Genomic DNA, 19,869 nt, shown 5'->3' with positions numbered 1-19,869 from the left:
AGGGTCAGCCTGGATAGGCTGCCAGACCAAACTTTGTGGCTTGGGGGTTGGAACTTGTCAGAGAGTGGCGGGCGAGCGGCCCGACCACAGCGAGGGTTGCAAACAGGAGGAGAATTTCGAGCACATAGACCGTGGTGTAACCCGCGGCCGGTCCGGAGAAGGCGAGGCCCAGATGCCCCTCCGTACCCAGACGGTTGATAATGTCGCGCAGCGCGCCGCCCAGCGAAACGGCGACGCCGGTTGCGGTTGCCGTAACCGCGCCCCAGGCGCCCAGCGCAATCCCGCTTTCATGGCGGCGGGCGACTGCCATCATGGCTGTCAGCGTACCGACAGAAAAGAGACCGCCGCCAAAGCCGATAAGGAAGGCGCCTAGCAGGAAGACACCCATCACGCCGGCAGGCTCTGCCAGGATGATGAGGACGAAGGCGGCGATGCCGGCAACCGCGCCAAGGCCGGCGAGCCGGTGGGGCTCCCCTCCCCGGCTGAGCTGGCGCGAACATAGGGCAAAGCCCAGCAGCGCGCCCAGCGCCCAAAGGGCCGTCAGCCGGGTAGTTTCCGACACGGTCATAGCGAGCATTTCGGCGCCGTAAGGCTCTAGCAGAACGTCCTGCATGCTGAAGGCGGCAACGCCGAGGCCGGAGGCGGCGAGAAGGCGAGCGGTGGTGGCGTCGGCAACCAGTCGGCGCCAGGTGTCGCCAAAGGCAGGACGCTCGCGGGCGGGATCTGTCAGCGCGCGGTTCTGCGTTTCCTGTTTCCAGAGGGCGATCAGGTTGAGCGCCATCGTCACGACGCCGGCGCCCTGGATCACCTGGATCAGGATCATGGTGTTGAAATCATGCAGCAGCCAGCCAAAGACAAGGGAGCTGACCAGCATGCCGAAGAGCAGCATGATGTAGAGGAGCGCAACGACGCGGGGGCGTGTTTCTTCCGTGGCCAGATCGCTGGCGAGGGCGAGGCCGGCGGTCTGGGTGATGTGGATGCCCGCGCCGACGAGGAGGAAGGCAAGTGCGGCGCCCGCCGGGCCAACCCAGGCAGGGCCGGTTGTGTCGCCCGACAAGAGGATCAGCGCGAAGGGCATCAGGGCGAGGCCACCGAACTGGAACATTGAGCCGAACCAGATGAACGGGCCGCGCCGCCAGCCGAGGACGGATTTGTGCGTGTCCGAGCGGTGACCGATCAGCGCACGCAGCGGCGCAAAGACGAGCGGCAGGGCGACCATCAGCGCGACGAGCCATGCAGGCATCCCAAGCTCGACGATCATGACGCGGTTGAGCGTGCCAGTGAGCAGCACCATTGCCATGCCGACCGAGACCTGGAACAGGGAGAGGCGCAGCAGCCGGCTAAGCGGAAGCGTATCGCTCGCTGCATCCGCAAAGGGCAGGAAGCGGCTGCCAAGCGCCGTCCAGACCTCTGATACGGGGCGGCGTTCGGGCCTCATGCGCGCACGATCTCCATCGCTTCGGAGAAATAGAAACCTGAACTGATCCGCTTGCGGCGCGAAACGCGGAAAGCGCCGCCGGAAGCGGCCTCGATGCGGCGGGCAAGGCTGGCGCCCGAGACCGGGATGATGGCGGGCGCGCGGTCGGCGCGAGGGAAAAGCTTGCCGGCGGTGTGCATTGCGGTGAGCAGCGCGGTGCGCGGGGCGTGGGTGAGGATCAGGCTGCGGCGGATGCGCGGCAGGATGCGCGAGACCATCGCTTCCATATCGGCTTCTTCATAGTGGATGATGGAATCCACCGCCACGGCATGATCGAAGACGCCGAGATCGGGATGGGTCATGTCCCCTACCCGCCAGGTGATGCGAGGGATCAGCTGAGGATCGGTGAGGCGATTTGCTGCGATTTCGACGAGCGGGCCGGCGATGTCGATGGCGAGGACTTCTGCGCCACGGCCTGCAGCGGCGACCGAGAAGGTGCCGGTGCCGCAGCCGGCATCAAGGACGCTGCGGCCGGTGAGGTCGTCTGGCAGCCATGAGAGGACTGTCTCATGCATCGCGTCGCGCCCGGCGCGGACGGCGGCGCGGATGCCGCTGACAGGGGCCGTTGAAGTGAGCTTCTCCCAGGCGGCGGCGGCGGTGTCGCCGAAATAAGCCTGTAGCTCCGTGCGCCGGTTTTGATAGGTGGTCTCCATCAATCGAACCCCAGGAAGTCAAAGATTTCGCGGTCCTTCATCGGGACAGCGTCAACCGGGTCGCTGCCGAGCCAGAGGGCGGCGGCGAGGCGAAGATATTCTTCCTGCACGGCGACGAGTTCGGGCGAGGCGTCCATCTCAAAGATGGTGGATTTCTTGAGGCGCGAACGGCGGATCACATCGAGATCCGGGAAGTGGGCAATGCGGCGCATACCGGTGGCGTCGCAATAGCGATCGATCTCGTCGGTTGCCTTGCTGCGGTTGGCGATGACACCGCCGAGGCGCACCGAATAGTTTTGCGACTTGGCGCGGATGGCGGCCATGATCCGGTTCATGGCGAAGATCGAGTCGAAGTCATTTGCTGTCACGATCAGGCCGCGCTCGGCATACTGGAGCGGTGAAGCAAACCCTCCGCAAACGACGTCGCCGAGCACATCGAAGATGACCACATCGGTGTCTTCCAGGAGACGGTGTTCTTTCAGAAGTTTCACGGTCTGCCCGACAACATAGCCGCCACAGCCTGTGCCCGCAGGCGGGCCTCCGGCCTCGACGCACATCACGCCGTTATAGCCTTCAAAGACGAAGTCCTCGGTGCGCAGCTCCTCGGAATGGAACTCAACCGATTCCAGGACATCGATCACCGTGGGCATCAGCTTCTTGGTGAGGGTGAAGGTGGAGTCATGCTTGGGATCACACCCGATCTGCAGGACGCGCTTTCCGATCTTGGAAAAGGCCGCCGAGAGATTGGACGAGGTTGTGGACTTGCCGATACCGCCCTTGCCATAGACGGCGAAGATCTTTGCCTGGCCTGTATCGAAGCGGGCATCGAGCTTTACCTGCACGCTTCCCTCGCCATCCTGATGGCGAGAACCGGGCCGGTTGAGGGTGAGTGAGGTCATGCGGCAGCTCCTTGGGGGGTGAATACGCCTTCAAGGCGGTCTTCAATCTCGGCGCTCGCCGCGCGAAGGGCGGCAAGGGTTTCGGGGTCTGGCGACCAGTAATTGCGTTCGGACGCCTCAATCAGGCGGCCGGCTACTTTCGCGGTAGCGGCGGGGTTGAGGTCCATCAACCGGCGGCGGAGAGCCTCATCGAGAACGAAGGTCTCGGTCATTTCCTGATAGACCCAGGGGGCCACCTGGCCGGTCGTGGCCGACCAGCCCATCGTGTTGGTGACCTGGGATTCGATCTGGCGCACGCCTTCATAGCCATGCCGGAGCATGCCTTCATACCATTTCGGGTTCAGCGTGCGGGTGCGGGTTTCGAGGGAGACTTGCTCTGCCAGCGTACGGACGATGCCGTCGCCGCGCGTCTGGTCGCCGACATAGACTTTCAGCTCTTCACCGCGCGCCTTGGCGGCGGCCCGGCTGATACCTCCGAGCGTGTCGAAATAATGGTCGATGGTGGTAAGGCCCGTCTCGACCGATTCGAGGTTCTGATAGGCGAGTTCAACGTCTTCCAGCAGGCTCTTGAAAATGTCCGGCTGGGCGGTGGGAACGCCGTTGCGGCCATAGGCAAAACATTTGCGGTGGGAATAGGTGTCGGCGAGTTCGTCTTCCTTGTCCCAGGCACCGGAGGAGACGAGCAGGTTGACGTTTGCGCCATAGGCGCCTTCGGCATTGGAGAAGACGCGCAGGGCGGCCGTTTCCAGATCGACGCCGTAACGGCCCTGGCAGGCGAGCGCATGGCGGCGGATGAAGTTTTGCTCAGGAGGCTCATCAGCGCTGGCTGCGGCGAGGGCAGCTTCGGCAAGCATCCGGATCTGCAGCGGCAGGAGATCGCGGAAGATGCCGGAAAGCGTGACCATGACATCAATCCGTGGGCGGCCGAGCGCTTCAAGCGGGACGAGCTCTGCGCCGCAAAGGCGGCCATAGGAGTCAAACCGAGGGGCCGCGCCCATGAGCGCGAGGGCCTGGGCAATCTGGGCGCCTTCGCTTTTCAGATTGTCGGTGCCCCAGAGGACCATTGCCATCGCGGCGGGGAGACGGCCGGTGTCTGACACGTGGCGTGCAAGCAGGCGGTCTGCCTGGCGGCGGCCGTCGGCAAGGGCAAAGGCACTCGGCAGGCGGAAGGGATCAAAGCCGTGGATATTGCGCCCGGCGGGCAGGATTTCCGGCGTGCGGATGAGATCACCGCCCGGGACAGGCGCGATGTAGCCCGCGTCGAGGGCATGCAGGAGCGCTGGCAATTCGTGATCTTCCGCCATCAGGCGGCGGGCGCGCGCAAGGCGGACGAGACCGGGATGGGCCGCATCCATGCCGAGGCGCTGGGCGATAGCGGCGGGCTGGACGCCTTCTGCGAGTGCGCGGAGGGCGGCGGGCGGCAGGACTGCCTCCCCCTCCCCTTCGGGCATCGCGGCCAGCAAGCCTTCCATCGCAGCGGCATCAGGCGCGCGGCCGGCGATGTGCATGCCTTCTGGGATGAGCGAGCCTTCGATTTCCATCAACCGGGTGCGGATGCTTTCGATTCTGGCGGCAGCGTCACACGCAGCTTCCGGCAGGAGCTCGAGTTCGCCGGCGAGGCTGAAGATCAGTTCTTCGAGATCATCGCGCTGGGCGGCCTGATCAGGGCTCAGATGGCGCCAGCGGCTGATCGTGTCGGAGAGGTCAGCGAGGCCCTTGTAGAGGCCGGCTTCGGCGACGGGGGGCGTAAGATAGCTCACGATGGTGGCGTTGCCGCGCCGCTTGGCGATGGCAGCTTCGGACGGGTTGTTGGCGGCGTAGAAGTAGATGTTGGGCAGATCACCAATGAGATAATCCGGCCAGCAGTTGCCCGAGAGGCCGGCTTGTTTGCCGGGCATGAACTCCAGCGCGCCATGGGTTCCGAAATGGATGACGGCGTCAGCGCCGAAACCTTCGCGCAGCCAGGAATAATAGGCGGCGAAGGCATGTGTCGGGGCAAAGCTTTTCTCGAACAGAAGGCGCATCGGGTCGCCCTCATAGCCAAAGCCCGGCTGGAGCCCGATGAAGACATTGCCGAGCTGGACCCCCATGACGAGCAGTGAGCGGCCGTCCGTGAGCTGACGGCCAGGGGCTGGGCCCCATTGGGCCTCGATCTCGGCAAGGCGCGTCTCACGCCGGACATGGTCGCTGACCGGGATCTGGACGGCGACATTGGCGTCGGTTCCAAACCGTTCGCGGTTGCCCTGCAGGAGCATGTCGCGCAAGGTATCGACGCTTTCGGGAACGTCCAGCTTGTAGCCATCCCGGGAGAGTTCGCCGAGGAGGTTGTGAAGGGACTCAAAGACCGCAAGATGCGCCGCCGAGCCGGCCGCGCCGGAATTGGGGGGGAAATTGAACAGGGTGATGGCGACGCGGCGTTCGGCGGCGGATTTGTTCTTCAGGCCCGCGAGCTTGGCGACCCGGGCAGCCAGCATGTCTGCCCGCTCAGGGCAGGCCTGCATCCGGCGGCCGTTCTCCTGGAACTGGCATTTCCGGTCGCAGCCGAAGCATTGCGTGCCGTGGTCTGCGCGCCCTCCGACGACGATAGAGCCGGTGGCGCCGTCAAGCTCCGGGAGGGCAACCATCATGGTAGCCTCGACCGGAGTGAGCCCTTTCGGATTGGCACCCCAATCGGACAGGGACTGAAACTCCGACGCGAGCGCGCACACATAGGGAACGTCGAGCGTCTTTAGCATGTCAACGGCGGCGTCTGCGTCATTGAAGGCCGGGCCGCCGACAAGGGAGAAGCCGGTCAGCGAGACCAGGGCATCAATCGCCGGCCGGTCTGCCTTCATGAAATAGCGGCGCACTGGCGCTGCGAGCATCGAGACCGCTGGCGAAGGCGGGGATGACGCGCAGGCCTCTTGCCTCCATGGCGGCGATGACGCCGTCATAATGGGCCGTGTCGCCCGAGGTGATGTAGGAGCGCATGACCAGAAGGCCGATGGTGGGCTGCCCTGCCCGGGCGCGGGGCAGCGCCTCAAGCTTGTCGGTAATGCGCGGAGAGATACCGGGATGATAGAGACCGGTTTCGGGATATTCCTCAGGGGACTGAGGGCTGAGCGTGCCGCGCAGATGCGCGCGGGGGCCGGCAGCGTAGCGGTCAACGAGATAACGGACCACATTGACGATGTTGTTTTCAGACCCGGCGAGCCAGTATTGCATCGTCAGGAAATAGGACCGCACATCCTGGGCAACGCCCGGAATGAAGCGCAGGATTTTCGGCAGGCGCCGCAGTGTACGCAGCTGTTTCTCGCCGGCCTTCGCCTTGTCGCCCGAACCGCGCAGACGCTTCATAAGGGCGATCGGGCCCGAGGCCGGCTTTGACATGTCAAACCGGTCAAGGCGCGTCAGCTGGACCACTTCGGACGCAGACATGCAGCCGACAATTGCATCGCACGCCGCCCGGCGAGCCAGGAGGGCGGGCATGATGGCCCGGATATGGTCTTCCAGGAAAAGCATCGAGGCGAGGATCACATCGGCCGAGGCAATGTCATCCCTGGCGGCCTGAAGGGCGGCGGGTTTTCGGTCCCATTCGGAGGCGGCGTGGAAGGAAAGTTTCAACCCCGGCAACTGGCGCCGGAGCACCTGCTCTGCGCGCGAGATCGCCCCGCCGAGATGGGAGTCCAGCGAAATGATCACGACCCGGACGGGTGTCTGATCCCTGGAGATGCTCTTAACGACCATAGCGCGCCTTTGCATCATAGAGGGTGTCGAGGGTGACCGTGTCGAGGAGCTGGTCGCGGGCGAAGGCTTCGGTGTTACGCCGGGCCTTGCCGCGCACGAAGAACGGGATTTTCTTCAGCTCGTTTTCAGCGTCATGCGTCCAGACGAGGCTGGGGGTGGCACTTTCTGTTGTCGCCACCGGCGCTTCTTCGGGCATCGCTGCATGACTGCCGAGATGGGAGGCGCCGGCTTCGTCATGAAATTCGAAGTCTTCCCGGAACATGCCGAGGAGATGTTCCTCCAGTCCCATCAGGAGCGGGTGCACCCAGGTGTCAAAGAGGACATTGGCGCCTTCAAATCCCATCTGCGGCGCGTAGCGGGCCGGGAAATCCTGAACATGGACCGGCGCGGAAATGACCGCGCACGGAATGCCGAGGCGTTTTGCGATGTGGCGTTCCATCTGCGTGCCGAGGATCAGTTCGGGCTGCAGCGCCGTGATGGCGGCCTCGACTTCCAGATAGTCATCGGTGATGAGGGCTTCGATGCCGTAGTCTGTAGCCGCTTCGCGCACCGGGCGGGCAAATTCACGGCTATAGGTGCCAAGGCCGACAACCGTGAAGGCGAGCTCTTCTGAGGCGACGCGGGCCGCGGCGATAGCATGGGTCGCGTCGCCGAAGACGAATACGCGCTTGCCGGTAAGATAGTTGGAATCCACCGAGCGTGACCACCAGGGAAGATTGCTCATATAGCCGGAAAGGTCCGGCATCGGGATGCCGGCGAGTTCGCAGACTTCGGCGACAAAATCCTGTGTCGCGCCGACCCCGATCGGGATTGCGCGCGTGTAGGGCTGGCCGAATTCCTTTTCGAGATGCCGCGCAGCGGCTTCAGCGATTTCAGGATAGAGCACGACGTTGAAATCAGCCGCTGGCAAGAATTGCAGGTCTGATGGCGTGGCGCCGAGCGGGGCGACGATGTTCACATCAACGCCGCAATGAGCCAGGAGCCCAGTGATTTCGCGCACATCATCCCGGTGGCGGAAGCCGAGGGCGGTTGGCCCGAGAATGTTGCAGACCGGACGCGCCCCGCCGGATTTTTTCTGCCGCAGCGACGGGCGGGCAAGCCCTCTCACCAGACGGTAGAACGTTTCCGAAGCGCCCCAGTTTTCCTTCTTGGAGTAAGATGGCAGCTCCAGCGGAATGACAGGCACATCAAGGCCAAGCGTGCGGGCAAGCCCGCCAGGATCATCCTGGATCAGTTCTGCGGTGCAGGACGCCCCGACAATGATGGCTTCGGGCCTGAAGCGCTCGACAGCGTCACGGGCGGCACGCTTGAAAATCTCGGCCGTATCCGAACCAAGATCGCGGGCCTCGAATGTAGTGTAGGTGACCGGCGGGCGCTGGCCGCGGCGCTCGATCATGGTGAAGAGCAGGTCGGCATATGTGTCGCCCTGCGGGGCGTGCAGGATGTAGTGCAGGCCTGTCATGGCGGTGGCTACACGCATGGCGCCGATATGGGGCGGGCCCTCATAAGTCCAGACTGTGAGCTGCATCAGACGGCAAGCCTCCCCTTCCGCATCAGGGGACGGGCGATCAGCTCGGCGAGGTCACCGGCCTGATCGTAGCCCTGAATGGGTGTAAAAACGAGTTCAATGGACCATTTGGTGGTCAGCCCTTCCCGCTCCAGCGGATTGGCGAGACCCATTCCGCATACGGACACATCCGGGCGCACGGCACGGCAGCGATCAAGCTGGCGGTCAACGTCCTGCCCTTCGCTGATCTGGACATCCGGGCCCAGGAGATCGAGTTCCGGGCGCATGTGGGCGCTGTGAAGATAGGGCGTGCCGACTTCACAGAGCGTCATACCGACTTCCCGGGACAGAAAGCGCGCAAGCGGGATCTCGATCTGGGAATCGGGGAAGCAGAACAGCGACTTGCCCGACAGCTCCGGAAGATAACGCTGCAGGCTGCGCGTGGCGCGGGCGCGCGGCATGTCGGTAACCGAGGCAAAGCGGGCGGGCGAGATGCCCCAGGCGTCTGCTGCGGCCTTGAGCCAGGCGGTTGTTCCTTCTGCGCCCAGCGGGAACGGCGCAGGCAAATGAACTGCCCCGCGACCTTCCAGAGCGCGCGCGGTATCCTTCAGCCAGGGCTGGGCGAGCATAAACCTAGTGTTGGGGCCAACCGAAGGCATCTCGCCGGACTTGCGCCCCGGAAGGAAACCGACATTGGCGATTCCAAGCTGTTCGAACAGTCTTGCGAACTGGTCTTCCACGACATCCGCCAGCGCGCCGACAACAAGCAGGGAGGGCGCCTCCGGTGCCGCTTCCGGCAAGCCGGGGACAAGGGAGGCAAGACAGGCGTCTTCGCCTTGCGTGAAGGTTGTCTCGATGCCGCTGCCGGAATAGTTGAGGATACGCACGTGGGGCGCATGGACCTGCGAGAGGCGTTCTGCGGCGCGGCCAAGGTCGAGCTTAATAACCTCCGAAGGACAGGACCCAACCAGAAAGAGAAGGCGGATATCTGGCCGGCGCTCAAGCAGCCGGGCGACCGTGCGCTGGAGCTCGTCATTCATGTCGGCCATGCCGGCAAGGTCGCGCTCTTCAATGATTGCCGTGGCAAAGCGCGGCTCGGCGAAGATCATCACCCCGGCGGCCGACTGCATGAGATGGGCACAGGTGCGCGAGCCGACGATGAGGAAAAAGGCGTCCTGAATCTTGCGGTGCAGCCACATGATAGAGGTCAGCCCGCAGAACACTTCCCGCTGCCCGCGCTCGCGCAGAATGGGCGCGGAGGCAGGCACTTCACCGGGCTTTGACACCCCTGCGCGCGGGAGGAGCGTTGTCATGATGCCGTCTCCCTTCCGGAAGCCGGTTCACGCCGGGCCAACTGCAACTTCCAGATGAATTGTCCAGCATTGATGACGTAAACAGCGTAACCGGCCAGCGCGACCCAGAGCTGAGTTTCGGGCGAACCGATGCGGCCGAGCAGCATGACCAGATAGGCCGTATGCAGAGCAATCACGATCATCGACACGGCATCTTCCCAGAAGAATGCCGGAGCAAAGAGATGCTGCCCGAAGACCTCCTTCTCCCAGATCGCGCCGGTGACCATGATGGCGTAAAGGCAGAAGGTCTTCAGCACAACCGATGCGGTTGCGAGGGCCAAACCAGCACCCGTTACTAGGTAATAGGCCACAAGACCGACGCTGACGAGGAACACAAGAAACTGGATTGGCGCAAGGATCGCCTGGACGATTGTCCAGGGAGATGCGTCGCGGCGCAGGCGTTGTTCGCGCGTGTAGATCGCCGCACTCCTCCCAGGTTTGATGGGTCGTTCCAACATGGCGTGTTAAACCGCCGCTCCCATTCCTTGTTTATGAGCGAAGAATAACAGGGGCTCGAAAAGTGTCAACGCAAGTTTACGTCAATTTGTTTTTACAAGTTCGCACTTTACAGATTGCACTTTAAGAGTGATGGTGACTCCCAAGCAAAAGCGGCTGCCAGGAGCGCCGCCCGGTCGGGGACTATCAAGTCCTGCAGACCCTAAAAATACGCGCCAACTGATACGTTGATAAAGAAATCAGGCGCGCGCCTTAAGACTGCCTCCCGCCGGGTTTCGCTTCCTCCCACAGCGCACTCGTTCTTTCAGGATCGAGCGGTAATTTTAAAGAATGTATCCAGGCGGACCATCTGCCGAGGATCAGATTGATGGATGTTCTGCGGCGCCCCTCGCACGGCCGCCCTGCGCGTCCGGAAAAGGGAGGCGAGAGTGTCTTTGGAACGTGACCGGGAAACAACCACCGGAAAATCCACCGCGCAGGAACCAGCAAGCTTTGGAAGTCTGATAAACTTCTGGGCTCAGAGCCAGGGCTCTCAGCCGCTCCAGGCCGAGCAGGTCTTCAGCGTCATACAGGCAGAAATCATTCCCCGTCTGGTCCTGGCGCGGCAAACGTACCACCGGGCCGAGCCCTCCCCCGCTTTTTTCCGCATCCGGTTTCCGGCGCCGACAAGGAGTTGTTCCTGGAGCATGTACTGACCGGCGGCGCCACAGAAGCGACGGCGCTGGCCAAGGCGCTGATCGTCAAAGGTACGCCGGTAGAATCGATCTTTGTAGACCTGCTGGCCTGGTCGGCGCGCCGTCTGGGAGAATACTGGAATGAAGACGTTTGCACCTTTACGGACGTAACAATTGCGCTTTGCCGGCTACATGAAGTGCTGCACCAGATCAGCGAGTCGAATGGCGCCCCTGCGCCACGCGCCAACAAGGCGGCCCATTCAATCCTGGTCAGCAGCGTGCCGGGCGATCAGCATGTCTTCGGCGCGCTGATGGTTGCCGAAAGTTTCCGCCGAGACGGATGGGTCGTGCGCTGCGAACCGGGAAACAACACGGACAAGCTGCGCACTGCCGTCGCCAGGGAGCAATTCGATGTGGTGGGCCTGTCCTGCGCATGTGATCGCGACAGGGCCGAGCTAGCAGACCTGATCAGGATTGTCCGGGCCAACTCCATCAACCGGTCCGCGATTGTGATGGTTGGCGGACGTCTGTTTTCTGACCACCCCGAACTGGCGATCGAGGTCGGCGCCGATCTCGTCGCACAGGACGGCCCTTCTGCAATTGAATTGGCACGGAATAGGTTGGCAAACAGGAAGGGTGACTGCTAAGGGCTTGCACAACCGTCATTTCAGCTTCTGGAAAAAGATATGGAAGCCACCTCGGACCACTCCCCAAGCAGACTGCCTTTTCGAAACGCCGAAGACAGCTTTTCGGGCCTGGATGCCGATACTATTGCCGCTCTGGTGGTGAATTCTTCCGACATCACGCTGGTGATTGAAGACGGACGAATCAGAGACGCTGCCGTGTCGCTGGAAGATCTGCGCAGGTCAGGCGTGGTCGAAGGCTGGATCGGTAAGGAATGGGCCGAGACCGTGACGGTCGAGAGCCGGCCCAAGATTTCCGCCTTGCTCAACGGGGCCGGTTCCCTGGCGTCGCAGCCTGCCCGGCATGTGAACCATCCGACCGCAGGCGCGAAGGAACTGCCGATTGCCTATCGCACGGTCGCTACGAAACAAAGCAACCGGATGATCGCACTTGGGCGGGATCTGCGCACGGCCGCCGAATTGCAGCAGCGCCTGCTGAAAGTTCAGCAGGAACTTGAGCATGATTACGGCCTGATGCGGCAAGCCGAAGCGCGGTACCGCACGATTTTCCAGGCAGTGAGCGAAGCTATTCTGATTGTCGACGCAGACCAGCTGAAGGTCGAAGACGCCAATCCGGCGGCAGCGGTCCAGCTTCAGATGAATCTCGACGACATCGCCCAAGGCATTATGACGAGCCTCTTTGATCCTTCCAGCGCGCGCGCGCTGGAGCGGATGATCGCCCAGGCTGCGGCGAACGGCCAGTCGAGCTGCAATACCGTGACGGGACGCAAGGGCGAGAAACTGAAAGTACTCGCCGACGCCTTTCGCCAGGGGCGCGACGTGCGCGTGATTTGCCGAATTCTCGACCGCAAAAATAATGCGGTGGTGCCCGAGATGGCTGGCGCACCGCTGCTCAGCATTCTGGAAGAACTTCCCGACGGATTTGTGGTTGCAGATGGCGATCTCAGGATCGTTACGGCCAATAAGGCGTTCATCGGCATGACTCAATTGATGAGCCGGTCTGCCATATCCGGAGCCCGCCTTTCAGACTTCCTCGGACGGTCCACGACTGACCTGAATGTGCTTATCTCCGCGATTCGGACCAATGGGTCGGCGCGCAATTTCGCGACGATCATCCGTGACCGGTTTGGCAGCGAAGAGGACGTCGAAGTGTCGGGTGTGAACTCGGGCGAGGATGGCCGCGCGCTGTACGGATTTTCGATCCGTAATGTCGGCCGCCGACTGAGCACTGAGCCGCCCATCCGCGAAGAGCTGCCTAAATCCGTTGAGCATCTCACGAGCCTTGTCGGCCGGATGCCGCTGAAAGATATCGTCCGTGACTCCACGGCCTTGATTGAGCGGCTCTGCATAGAGGCAGCCCTTCGGCTGACCGATGACAACCGCGCATCGGCCGCGGAAATCCTTGGCCTCAGCCGCCAGGGGCTTTACTCGAAACTGAACCGGTTCGGTTTCGAAGATAAGGAATAATCCGACCTAAAAGTTGTCTAATTGAGTTGACACTTATGCGTGTCAATCTTACGATTTTTCATGGTCAGGATGCCTGCGTCTGCTGTTGGTCACCGTCTGCCGCAACCTGCTGCAGTCCTAGAGCTGTTCAAACCTGTCACCTGGTTTGCCGCGATGTGGGCGTATATGTGCGGCGCGGTTTCAAGCGGGCAGCCACTCCTAGGAAATCTGCATTTATTGCTGGGCGGCATGTTGCTGGCCGGGCCCATGGTCTGCGCCTCAAGCCAGGCCGTGAATGACTGGTACGACCGGCATGTGGATGCCATCAACGAGCCTGGACGCCCCATCCCGTCGGGCCGGATTCCCGGCCAGTGGGGCCTTTACCTCGCCATCATATGGTCAGCGCTCTCGCTGCTGCTGGGGCTCGCGCTCGGCTTCTGGGCCTTTATCGCGACAGTCGCGGCCGTATTCCTCGCCTGGGCCTACAGCGCCCCTCCCCTCAGGCTGAAACTGAATGGCTGGTGGGGCAATGCGGCAGTCGGATTTTCCTATGAAGGCATTGCCTGGCTGACCGGCGCGGCTGTCATGCTGGGCGGCCTTCCCAACGGGCTCATCTTCTTCCTGGCCATCAGCTATTCGATCGGCGCGCACGGGATCATGACCCTGAATGATTTCAAATCCATCGAGGGCGACCAGAAAATGGGGGTCCGCTCCCTACCGGTCCAGCTCGGCCCGGACCGGGCGGCGCGGCTTGCCTGCATCGTGATGGCGCTGCCGCAGATGGCGGTGATCCTAATGCTGATCTTCCTCGGAAAGCCGATCCATGCCGGGATTGTAACCGGGCTCCTGGGAATCCAGATCTGGCTGATGGGCGCGCTGCTGGCTGACCCGCGCGGCAAGGCCATCTGGTACAGTTCCACAGGGGTTACGCTCTACGTCCTCGGGATGCTTGTCAGCGCGCTGGCGATCTCCCCGTGGAGCGCGCCATGACCGCTTCACATAGCGCGCCGCTGATCGGCTGGCTCGGCATTGTCCGGCTGGGGCTGATCCAGTCTTCCCTTGGCGCCATTGTGATCCTGATGACGTCGACACTGAACCGGGTGATGGTTGTCGAACTCGGCCTTGCCGCCGCGATACCGGGGATGCTTGTCGGGCTTCACTACGCCGTCCAGCTTTCGCGTCCACGATGGGGCTTTGGCGCCGATGCCGGCGGGCGGCAGACACCCTGGATCCTTGGCGGGATGGCGGTACTGGCCAGCGGCGCCGTCCTGGCCTCTCTGGCGGGCGCAATCATGCAGGCCAACCTTGTGGCTGGTCTTGGCCTGTCCTTTCTGGCGTTCGTCCTCATCGGAGGCGGTGTCGGCGCGGCAGGTACCAATTTGCTCGCGCTGCTCGCAATTCGTACGCCGCCAGAGCGCAAGGCAGCGGCAGCCGCCATCGTGTGGATCATGATGATCGTGGGGTTCATCCTGACGGCAGGCATTGGCGGACAACTGCTCAAGCCATTCAGCTTTGAGCGTCTTATCCTTGTGACGGCTGGCACCGGTCTGATTTCCGTGACGATCACGGCGCTCGCGCTCATGGGGCTTGAAAAGCGAAGAACAGCGCGCGCGCACTCCCCGGCCGAGGACGCCCCCAACATTGAATTCAGGGCAGCGATAGCAGAGATATGGGCGGAAACTGAAGCCCGCCGGTTTACAATCTTCGTCTTTGTCTCGATGCTTGCCTACAGCGCGCAGGACCTGATCCTGGAGCCCTTTGCAGGCATCGTGCACGGGTACAGTGCCGGCGCTTCCACTCAACTCGCCGGCGTCCAGAATGTTGGCACACTGATCGGCATGATCGCGGTCGCTCTTGCTGGCACGCTCGTGGGCAAATCAAGGCCGGGCTTCATGAGAGCCTGGACGATAGGCGGCTGCCTGGCCTCCGCAGCGAGCCTGCTTGCGCTTGCTGCTGGCACGCAGGCGCTCGGCGCAAACTGGCCGCTTGTGCCGAATATTCTAGCTCTGGGTGTGTCCAATGGTGTCTTTGCGGTGTCGGCAATCGGATCAATGATGACGCTTGCCAGCAGCGGACGCGCTTCCCGGGAAGGCACGCGCATGGGACTTTGGGGCGCCTCCCAGGCCATTGCCTTTGGCATTGGCGGACTTGCCGGGGCGGTCTCACTGGATATTGCCCGCCTCGTCTTTGCCGACGCGGCGGCGTCCTTCTCGATCGTCTTTGCCGTCGAAGGACTGCTGTTTGTGGTCGCCGCATGGCTCGTCACGCGCATCTCCCGGCCGGAGGGAGAGACCACCACTCGATTGCCGATCCTCCCGGCGGGAGAGTTTCTGCTGACTGAAGGAACAAAGTCATGAGTCTGAACCTGGTTGAGACATCCCGCACCTATGACGCTGTTGTCGTGGGCGGCGGGCCTTCGGGAGCTACCGCCGCGCATGAACTAGCCCTTGCCGGGAAGAAGGTCCTTCTTCTGGACAAGTCCGGCCGCATCAAGCCGTGTGGCGGCGCAATCCCTCCGCGCCTCATTGAGGACTTTGACATTCCCGCCGATCTTCTTGTAGCGCGCGCGAGCAGTGCCCGGATGATTGCCCCCTCCGGCCGCACCGTGGACATGATCGTTCAAGGCGGCACAGTTGGCATGGTCGACCGGGAACATTTCGACGAATGGCTGCGGGAACGCGCCGTGCGAGCAGGCGCCGAGCGCCGCGACGGCTTTTTCACGCAGTTCCTGCGGGACGAAGACGGCACCGCCATCGTGGAGTACGAGCCCAAAGGCGCAGGCGCCCCCGTGCGTGTCAGGGCGCGCTGCGTCATCGGCGCCGACGGCGCCCGCTCTCGCGTGGCAGCGCAGACGATCAAGGGCGGCGGCGAGACGCGCTGTGTCTTCGCCTATCATGAAATCATTCGTTCGCCTGCTGCCGGGAAAGACTTCGACCCTGATCGATGCGAGATATACTATCAGGGGCATCTGTCGCCTGACTTCTATGCCTGGGTTTTCCCGCATGGCGATACGGCGAGCGTCGGCGTGGGCAGCGCTCAGAAGGGCTTCTCCCTGCGCGACGCCATCCGTGTGCTGCGCAAGGAAACCGGGCTTCAGGATGCCGAGCTGATCCGCAAGGAAGGCGCGCCGATACCGCTCAAACCACTCAAGAAGTGGGATAATGGCCGCGATGTCATTCTTGCTGGTGATGCGGCGGGATGCGTGGCGCCGGCGTCAGGCGAAGGCATCTATTATGCTATGCTGGGCGGGCAGGAAGCGGCTATCTCGGTGAAGGAGTTCCTCGCCACGGGGGATGCAAGGAAGCTTGCCGGCACCCGCAAGCGTTACATGAAGGCACACGGCCAGGTCTTCATGATCCTCGGCATCATGCAACATTTCTGGTACCGCTCCGACAAGCGCCGCGAAGGCTTTGTGGCGATGTGCAATGACCGCGATGTGCAACGCTTGACCTGGGACGCCTATCTCAACAAGCGGCTCGGCAAGCCCGACCATATGGCACACCTGCGGATCTTCCTGAAGGACACCGCCCACCTGCTTGGCCTGTCACCGCGACAGCCCAAAGAAACGTGACAGGATCGGCGAGAGGAGCCCGCAAACCCCTTTTGATCGCCGCGGGGACGGCCCTACTGACGGCCTTTGCGGGCGGCTCGATGACTAAGATCGATGCGTGGTATCGCGGGCTGGAGAAGTCCGCCCTCAATCCACCGGACTGGGTGTTCGGCCCGGCCTGGGCCATCATTTACGCCCTTGCCGTTCTGGCCGGGACTGCAGGCTGGCGCACGATGCAGACCTCTGCGGGGCGTGCCTGGCTCCTGTCATTGTTCTTCATAAATGCCCTGCTGAATGTCGGCTGGAGCGGCGTGTTCTTTACGCTCCGGCGTCCGGACTGGGCGATGGCGGAACTGATCGCTCTCTGGATCTCCGTCGTCTGTCTGATCGTCCTGCTCGGACGGCGGTCACCGATGGCGGCGGCTCTCCTGGTTCCCTACCTTTGCTGGGTTAGCTTTGCCGGCTGGCTCAATTACAAGGTCGTTGAGCTCAATGGGCCTTTCGGGACACTTCCATGATCATTACCCCCGCCCTGATTGACTTGATCATCCTCGCCGTGGGCGGAGAGTTTCTGATCATTGCGCTGCTCCTGCGCCGCGCAGGCGCGGGTGACTGGATCTTGCCGGCATTCTGGTTCCTTGCGAGCGGAGCGCTGTTGATGACTGCGCTCAGGCTGGCGCTCGAGGGCGGCGAAAGCGGAATGACCGCCCTGCCCCTTCTGGGAAGCCTGTTCACTCATCTGTTCCTGATCATCTCCGTCTGGACCCGGATAAAAAAAGCCAGGCCCTGAACGGACCTGGCTTGAGTTTGGGGGTAGCTGGGAGGCTCCAGCTACTTTCAGAATCGCGCGAAGCCGTTCTCCGCGCCCCACAGGAACCAGTTGTCGACAACCGTACCCGTGAGCAGCACGCCAATCCCGCCCGTGATCGGACAGAGGATGGCAAACCACCAGGCCCAGCGGTGGATCGACTCCATCGATGCATTGAAGCCCATTGTCCAGCGCCAGAACAAGGCTGCGCGCTCCGATGCTGTACCGCGGTCCGTGATCTGCTCGATCTCACGCTCGCCGCCATACCGGCCAACCGCAAGAATGGTCGCCCCATGCATCGCGAAGAGAAGCGCAGACCCATAGAGGAACGCAATCGAGAGCATGTGGAAGGGATTGTAGAAGAAGTTCCCGTAGAGCAGCGACAGATTGTTGGTCCAGTCGAGGTGAGAGAATATTCCGAAGGGTACCGCCTCAGACCAACTTCCCATCATCACGGGACGGATGAACCCGCAGACGAGATAAAGCCAGATCGCGGCAGCAAAGCCCCAGCAGATATGCGTGCCAAGCCCAAGCTGGATCGCGCGCCTGTAGGATCTCACCCACCAGAGAATAATGGAGGATGTCAGGAAGAAGCCGGCCATCAGCCACCACCCGCCTTCATTTAGCGGCATGAATAGTGACAGGCCATGCTCCGGGAGCGGCTGATCAAGCGACAGCCAGGGTAGCTGGCCGAAGAACTTGATCGGGTCCCATCCGACACTGGCCCACATGTTGAGGCCGATGATTTCGATCGCGATGAACCCGCAGATGAGCGAGGCAATACCCGACCAGCCGAGATAGATCGGCCCGATCTGGGCATCTCCGATCCGCCCCATGAGGTGGCTTGTGGATGTAATGTGGTAGCGGGGCTCGTCCCCGGGGCCTTCGACGACCCCGTAGTCGATATGACCCCGGACCTGCGTTTGAGTGAAGATATTCTGATAGTCTGTCATCGGACTGGACCTTTACATGCGCCAGATCGGGAAGTTTTTCCACGCATTCCACCAGTCGATCCAGGAGCCTTCATAGAAGGGGCCGGAAATGACGATGCAGATTGCGCTCCATATCCCCGCCGAGAGGGCCAGGAAGAGACCGACGCGGTGGATGCCGAGCGTGCCCACCGAATAGCCGATGAAATCGCGGAAGAAAGCGTTCTCGTGCTCAGGGGTTTTCACGGTTTTCCCGCGGCCGGGGTTGGTTGCCGACAGGACGAGCCCGCCATGCAGCGCCAGCGCAAGTGTGGTTGTGAAGAAGAAGGTGATCGCCACCATATGGGCGGGATTGTAGTGGAAGTTGCCGTAAGCGTAGCCTGTGTTGGACACCCAATCGAGATGGCTCATGATGCCATAGGGAAATCCATGACCCCAGGCGCCCATGAGGAACGGCCGGATCACGACGAGCGTGACATACGCAAATATCGCAACCCCGAAGGCAATAGGAACATGCAATCCCATACCGAGCTTTCGAGATATTTCGACTTCCCGAAGCGCCCAGGATACAAAGGCCCCGATCGCGCAGATCGTGACGATCTGCCAGATACCCCCGTCCGCCATCGGAGCAAGCTGCAACCCATACTCTATGGGCGGCGGATCAATGCTGATTAGCCAGGGATTCCAGGTATTCTCCATTGAGGCGCCGAGAAAGATCAGAGCCGTGCCAAGGAAAGCAAAGAAGGCGGCGGTTACGCCGAAGAACCCGACATAGAAAGGCCCGATCCAGAAATCAAAAAGATCTCCGCCGATCAGCGTCCCTCCCCGGATTCGGTACTTTCGTTCAAAATTTAGTAGCGCCATGTTGCAGCTCCATCCTCCGGCGCCGTCCGCTATGCTGCTGCGGACTTCAACGCCCCAATTCAAATTGCAAGGTATTCCGGGCGGATGGACAGCCCACCCGCCCGGAACGCTATCAGACTTGCTGAATCGGGGCTTCGACTGTCAGCTCCGCAACAGCTGTCGGCGCAGTGCCGAGCCAGTTGAAGCGGGGTGAGCTGAGCAGAATGAAGTGGATCAGCAGTGCAAGCACGAATAGAAAAGCAGATAGAGCCACCAGCACGCGCCGGGGATCGAAAAGGAGCCATAATCTCCACATGTCTCAGTCCTCCTATCCTTTGAGACTTACGAATGATGTCGCAAGTCTCAGCCCATCTTCAATCATGGCATAACCACCGGGTCCGGGGATCCAGGGTCGCCATGACCAGACCAGGGCGTGAGCCACAATAGCGATCAGCGTAAAGAGTATGAAACTCATCACGAAGATCTTGTGGAACTCCTGGGCCTCAGATGCTGTCAACCCTGTCAGCGACCCAGTCCTCTCATTTGTATTTTCGGCCATTCACAATCTCCGTTCATGGTCCTAGGTCAATGACCGCAGCAGCAACCTGCTACGGCCCAATTGGCGCCCGAATTATCGGATTGCCAAAAGCTCTTGAATTGCACTCCGCTATTCATCCGCTAGCGGAACACGTAAAACCATGGCACGACGCTGTGGGTCAGGTCTGATGCTTCCGCAACGACTGACTGGCCCCTGCGCCGGGCCTTTCCCGAACTGTCGGAGAATGCTCTTCCGGCCAATGCGGTTACCAGGAAAACCGGGAACATGAGGCGCTTCATGACGGCCATGCTGCGCTTGTCGCGCTCCCGCCAGTTCATTATCTCTGCACTTCGAATTTCCATCATGT

At 61.9% G+C, this 19,869-nt stretch carries 18 protein-coding genes and 1 pseudogene; 7 read left to right on the top strand and 12 right to left on the bottom strand.

The window, feature by feature from the left end:
* Positions 1-4: 4 nt before the first annotated feature.
* The 7 genes and pseudogenes from KG722_RS12535 to bchF all read right to left on the bottom strand — a co-directional run bounded on the left by KG722_RS12535 (position 5) and on the right by bchF (position 10,072).
* The gene (locus KG722_RS12535; protein WP_213272122.1) at positions 5-1,438 is read right to left on the bottom strand and encodes a BCD family MFS transporter; all 1,434 of its coding nucleotides are present in this window, start codon (positions 1,436-1,438) and stop codon (positions 5-7) included.
* Positions 1,435-2,130, bottom strand: a complete 696-nt coding sequence (bchM, locus tag KG722_RS12530; protein WP_213272121.1) for a magnesium protoporphyrin IX methyltransferase — start codon at positions 2,128-2,130, stop codon at positions 1,435-1,437. The genes KG722_RS12535 and bchM overlap by 4 nt, the downstream gene beginning before the upstream one ends.
* Positions 2,130-3,029 (bottom strand): ferredoxin:protochlorophyllide reductase (ATP-dependent) iron-sulfur ATP-binding protein, encoded by a 900-nt coding sequence (gene bchL / locus KG722_RS12525; RefSeq protein ID WP_213272120.1) that lies wholly within the window; start codon positions 3,027-3,029, stop codon positions 2,130-2,132. The genes bchM and bchL overlap by 1 nt, the downstream gene beginning before the upstream one ends.
* A pseudogene (locus tag KG722_RS12520) lies at positions 3,026-6,755 on the bottom strand (magnesium chelatase subunit H). Before KG722_RS12520 ends, bchL begins: the two are co-directional and overlap by 4 nt.
* Entirely contained in the window at positions 6,745-8,283 is a 1,539-nt protein-coding gene (gene bchB, locus KG722_RS12510; protein ID WP_213272117.1) for a ferredoxin:protochlorophyllide reductase (ATP-dependent) subunit B, read from the bottom strand. Before bchB ends, KG722_RS12520 begins: the two are co-directional and overlap by 11 nt.
* A complete protein-coding gene (locus tag KG722_RS12505; protein WP_213272116.1) occupies positions 8,283-9,575 on the bottom strand; it encodes a ferredoxin:protochlorophyllide reductase (ATP-dependent) subunit N in 1,293 nt (430 codons plus the stop codon). The genes bchB and KG722_RS12505 overlap by 1 nt, the downstream gene beginning before the upstream one ends.
* Positions 9,572-10,072: a 2-vinyl bacteriochlorophyllide hydratase gene (gene bchF / locus KG722_RS12500; RefSeq protein ID WP_213272115.1), complete on the bottom strand. Its 501-nt coding sequence runs from the start codon at positions 10,070-10,072 to the stop codon at positions 9,572-9,574. Before bchF ends, KG722_RS12505 begins: the two co-directional genes overlap by 4 nt.
* A gap of 671 nt (positions 10,073-10,743) precedes the next feature.
* On the opposite strand from bchF, the gene KG722_RS12495 reads away from it, so the two are divergent.
* The 7 genes from KG722_RS12495 to KG722_RS12465 all read left to right on the top strand — a co-directional run bounded on the left by KG722_RS12495 (position 10,744) and on the right by KG722_RS12465 (position 17,174).
* A complete protein-coding gene (locus tag KG722_RS12495; RefSeq protein ID WP_213272114.1) occupies positions 10,744-11,391 on the top strand; it encodes a B12-binding domain-containing protein in 648 nt (215 codons plus the stop codon).
* Between the two features lie 39 nt (positions 11,392-11,430).
* The gene (ppsR, locus tag KG722_RS12490; RefSeq protein ID WP_213272113.1) at positions 11,431-12,855 is read left to right on the top strand and encodes a transcriptional regulator PpsR; all 1,425 of its coding nucleotides are present in this window, start codon (positions 11,431-11,433) and stop codon (positions 12,853-12,855) included.
* Positions 12,856-12,924: 69 nt separating this feature from the next.
* Positions 12,925-13,824, top strand: coding sequence for a chlorophyll synthase ChlG (gene chlG, locus KG722_RS12485; RefSeq protein ID WP_300998549.1), 900 nt, complete (start codon positions 12,925-12,927; stop codon positions 13,822-13,824).
* Positions 13,821-15,191, top strand: a complete 1,371-nt coding sequence (locus tag KG722_RS12480) for a BCD family MFS transporter (protein ID WP_213272111.1) — start codon at positions 13,821-13,823, stop codon at positions 15,189-15,191. Before chlG ends, KG722_RS12480 begins: the two co-directional genes overlap by 4 nt.
* A complete protein-coding gene (locus tag KG722_RS12475) occupies positions 15,188-16,405 on the top strand; it encodes a geranylgeranyl diphosphate reductase (protein ID WP_213272110.1) in 1,218 nt (405 codons plus the stop codon). The genes KG722_RS12480 and KG722_RS12475 overlap by 4 nt, the downstream gene beginning before the upstream one ends.
* Positions 16,402-16,902 carry a TspO/MBR family protein gene (locus KG722_RS12470; protein WP_366910240.1) on the top strand — a complete coding sequence of 167 codons (501 nt, stop codon included), beginning with the start codon at positions 16,402-16,404 and terminating at the stop codon, positions 16,900-16,902. Before KG722_RS12475 ends, KG722_RS12470 begins: the two co-directional genes overlap by 4 nt.
* Entirely contained in the window at positions 16,899-17,174 is a 276-nt protein-coding gene (locus KG722_RS12465) for a hypothetical protein (protein ID WP_213272108.1), read from the top strand. The genes KG722_RS12470 and KG722_RS12465 overlap by 4 nt, the downstream gene beginning before the upstream one ends.
* A 47-nt stretch (positions 17,175-17,221) precedes the next feature.
* Here KG722_RS12465 and pufM read toward each other — a convergent pair whose 3' ends face one another.
* The 5 genes from pufM to KG722_RS12440 form a co-directional block, all read right to left on the bottom strand.
* Complete coding sequence (gene pufM, locus KG722_RS12460; RefSeq protein ID WP_213272107.1) at positions 17,222-18,145, bottom strand: photosynthetic reaction center subunit M; 924 nt, start codon at positions 18,143-18,145, stop codon at positions 17,222-17,224.
* A gap of 12 nt (positions 18,146-18,157) precedes the next feature.
* Complete coding sequence (gene pufL / locus KG722_RS12455) at positions 18,158-18,985, bottom strand: photosynthetic reaction center subunit L (protein WP_213272106.1); 828 nt, start codon at positions 18,983-18,985, stop codon at positions 18,158-18,160.
* A gap of 112 nt (positions 18,986-19,097) precedes the next feature.
* On the bottom strand, positions 19,098-19,280 hold the full coding sequence (gene pufA, locus KG722_RS12450) for a light-harvesting antenna LH1, alpha subunit (protein ID WP_213272105.1): 183 nt from the start codon (positions 19,278-19,280) through the stop codon (positions 19,098-19,100).
* 12 nt (positions 19,281-19,292) lie between these two features.
* Complete coding sequence (gene pufB / locus KG722_RS15500; RefSeq protein WP_213272104.1) at positions 19,293-19,523, bottom strand: light-harvesting antenna LH1, beta subunit; 231 nt, start codon at positions 19,521-19,523, stop codon at positions 19,293-19,295.
* A gap of 119 nt (positions 19,524-19,642) precedes the next feature.
* The gene (locus KG722_RS12440) at positions 19,643-19,867 is read right to left on the bottom strand and encodes a hypothetical protein (protein WP_213272103.1); all 225 of its coding nucleotides are present in this window, start codon (positions 19,865-19,867) and stop codon (positions 19,643-19,645) included.
* Positions 19,868-19,869: the final 2 nt, after the last annotated feature.

Source organism: Hyphomonas sp. (genome assembly GCF_018402285.1).
Taxonomy (GTDB): domain Bacteria; phylum Pseudomonadota; class Alphaproteobacteria; order Caulobacterales; family Hyphomonadaceae; genus Hyphomonas.
This window is presented reverse-complemented; position numbering and strand designations above follow the sequence as displayed.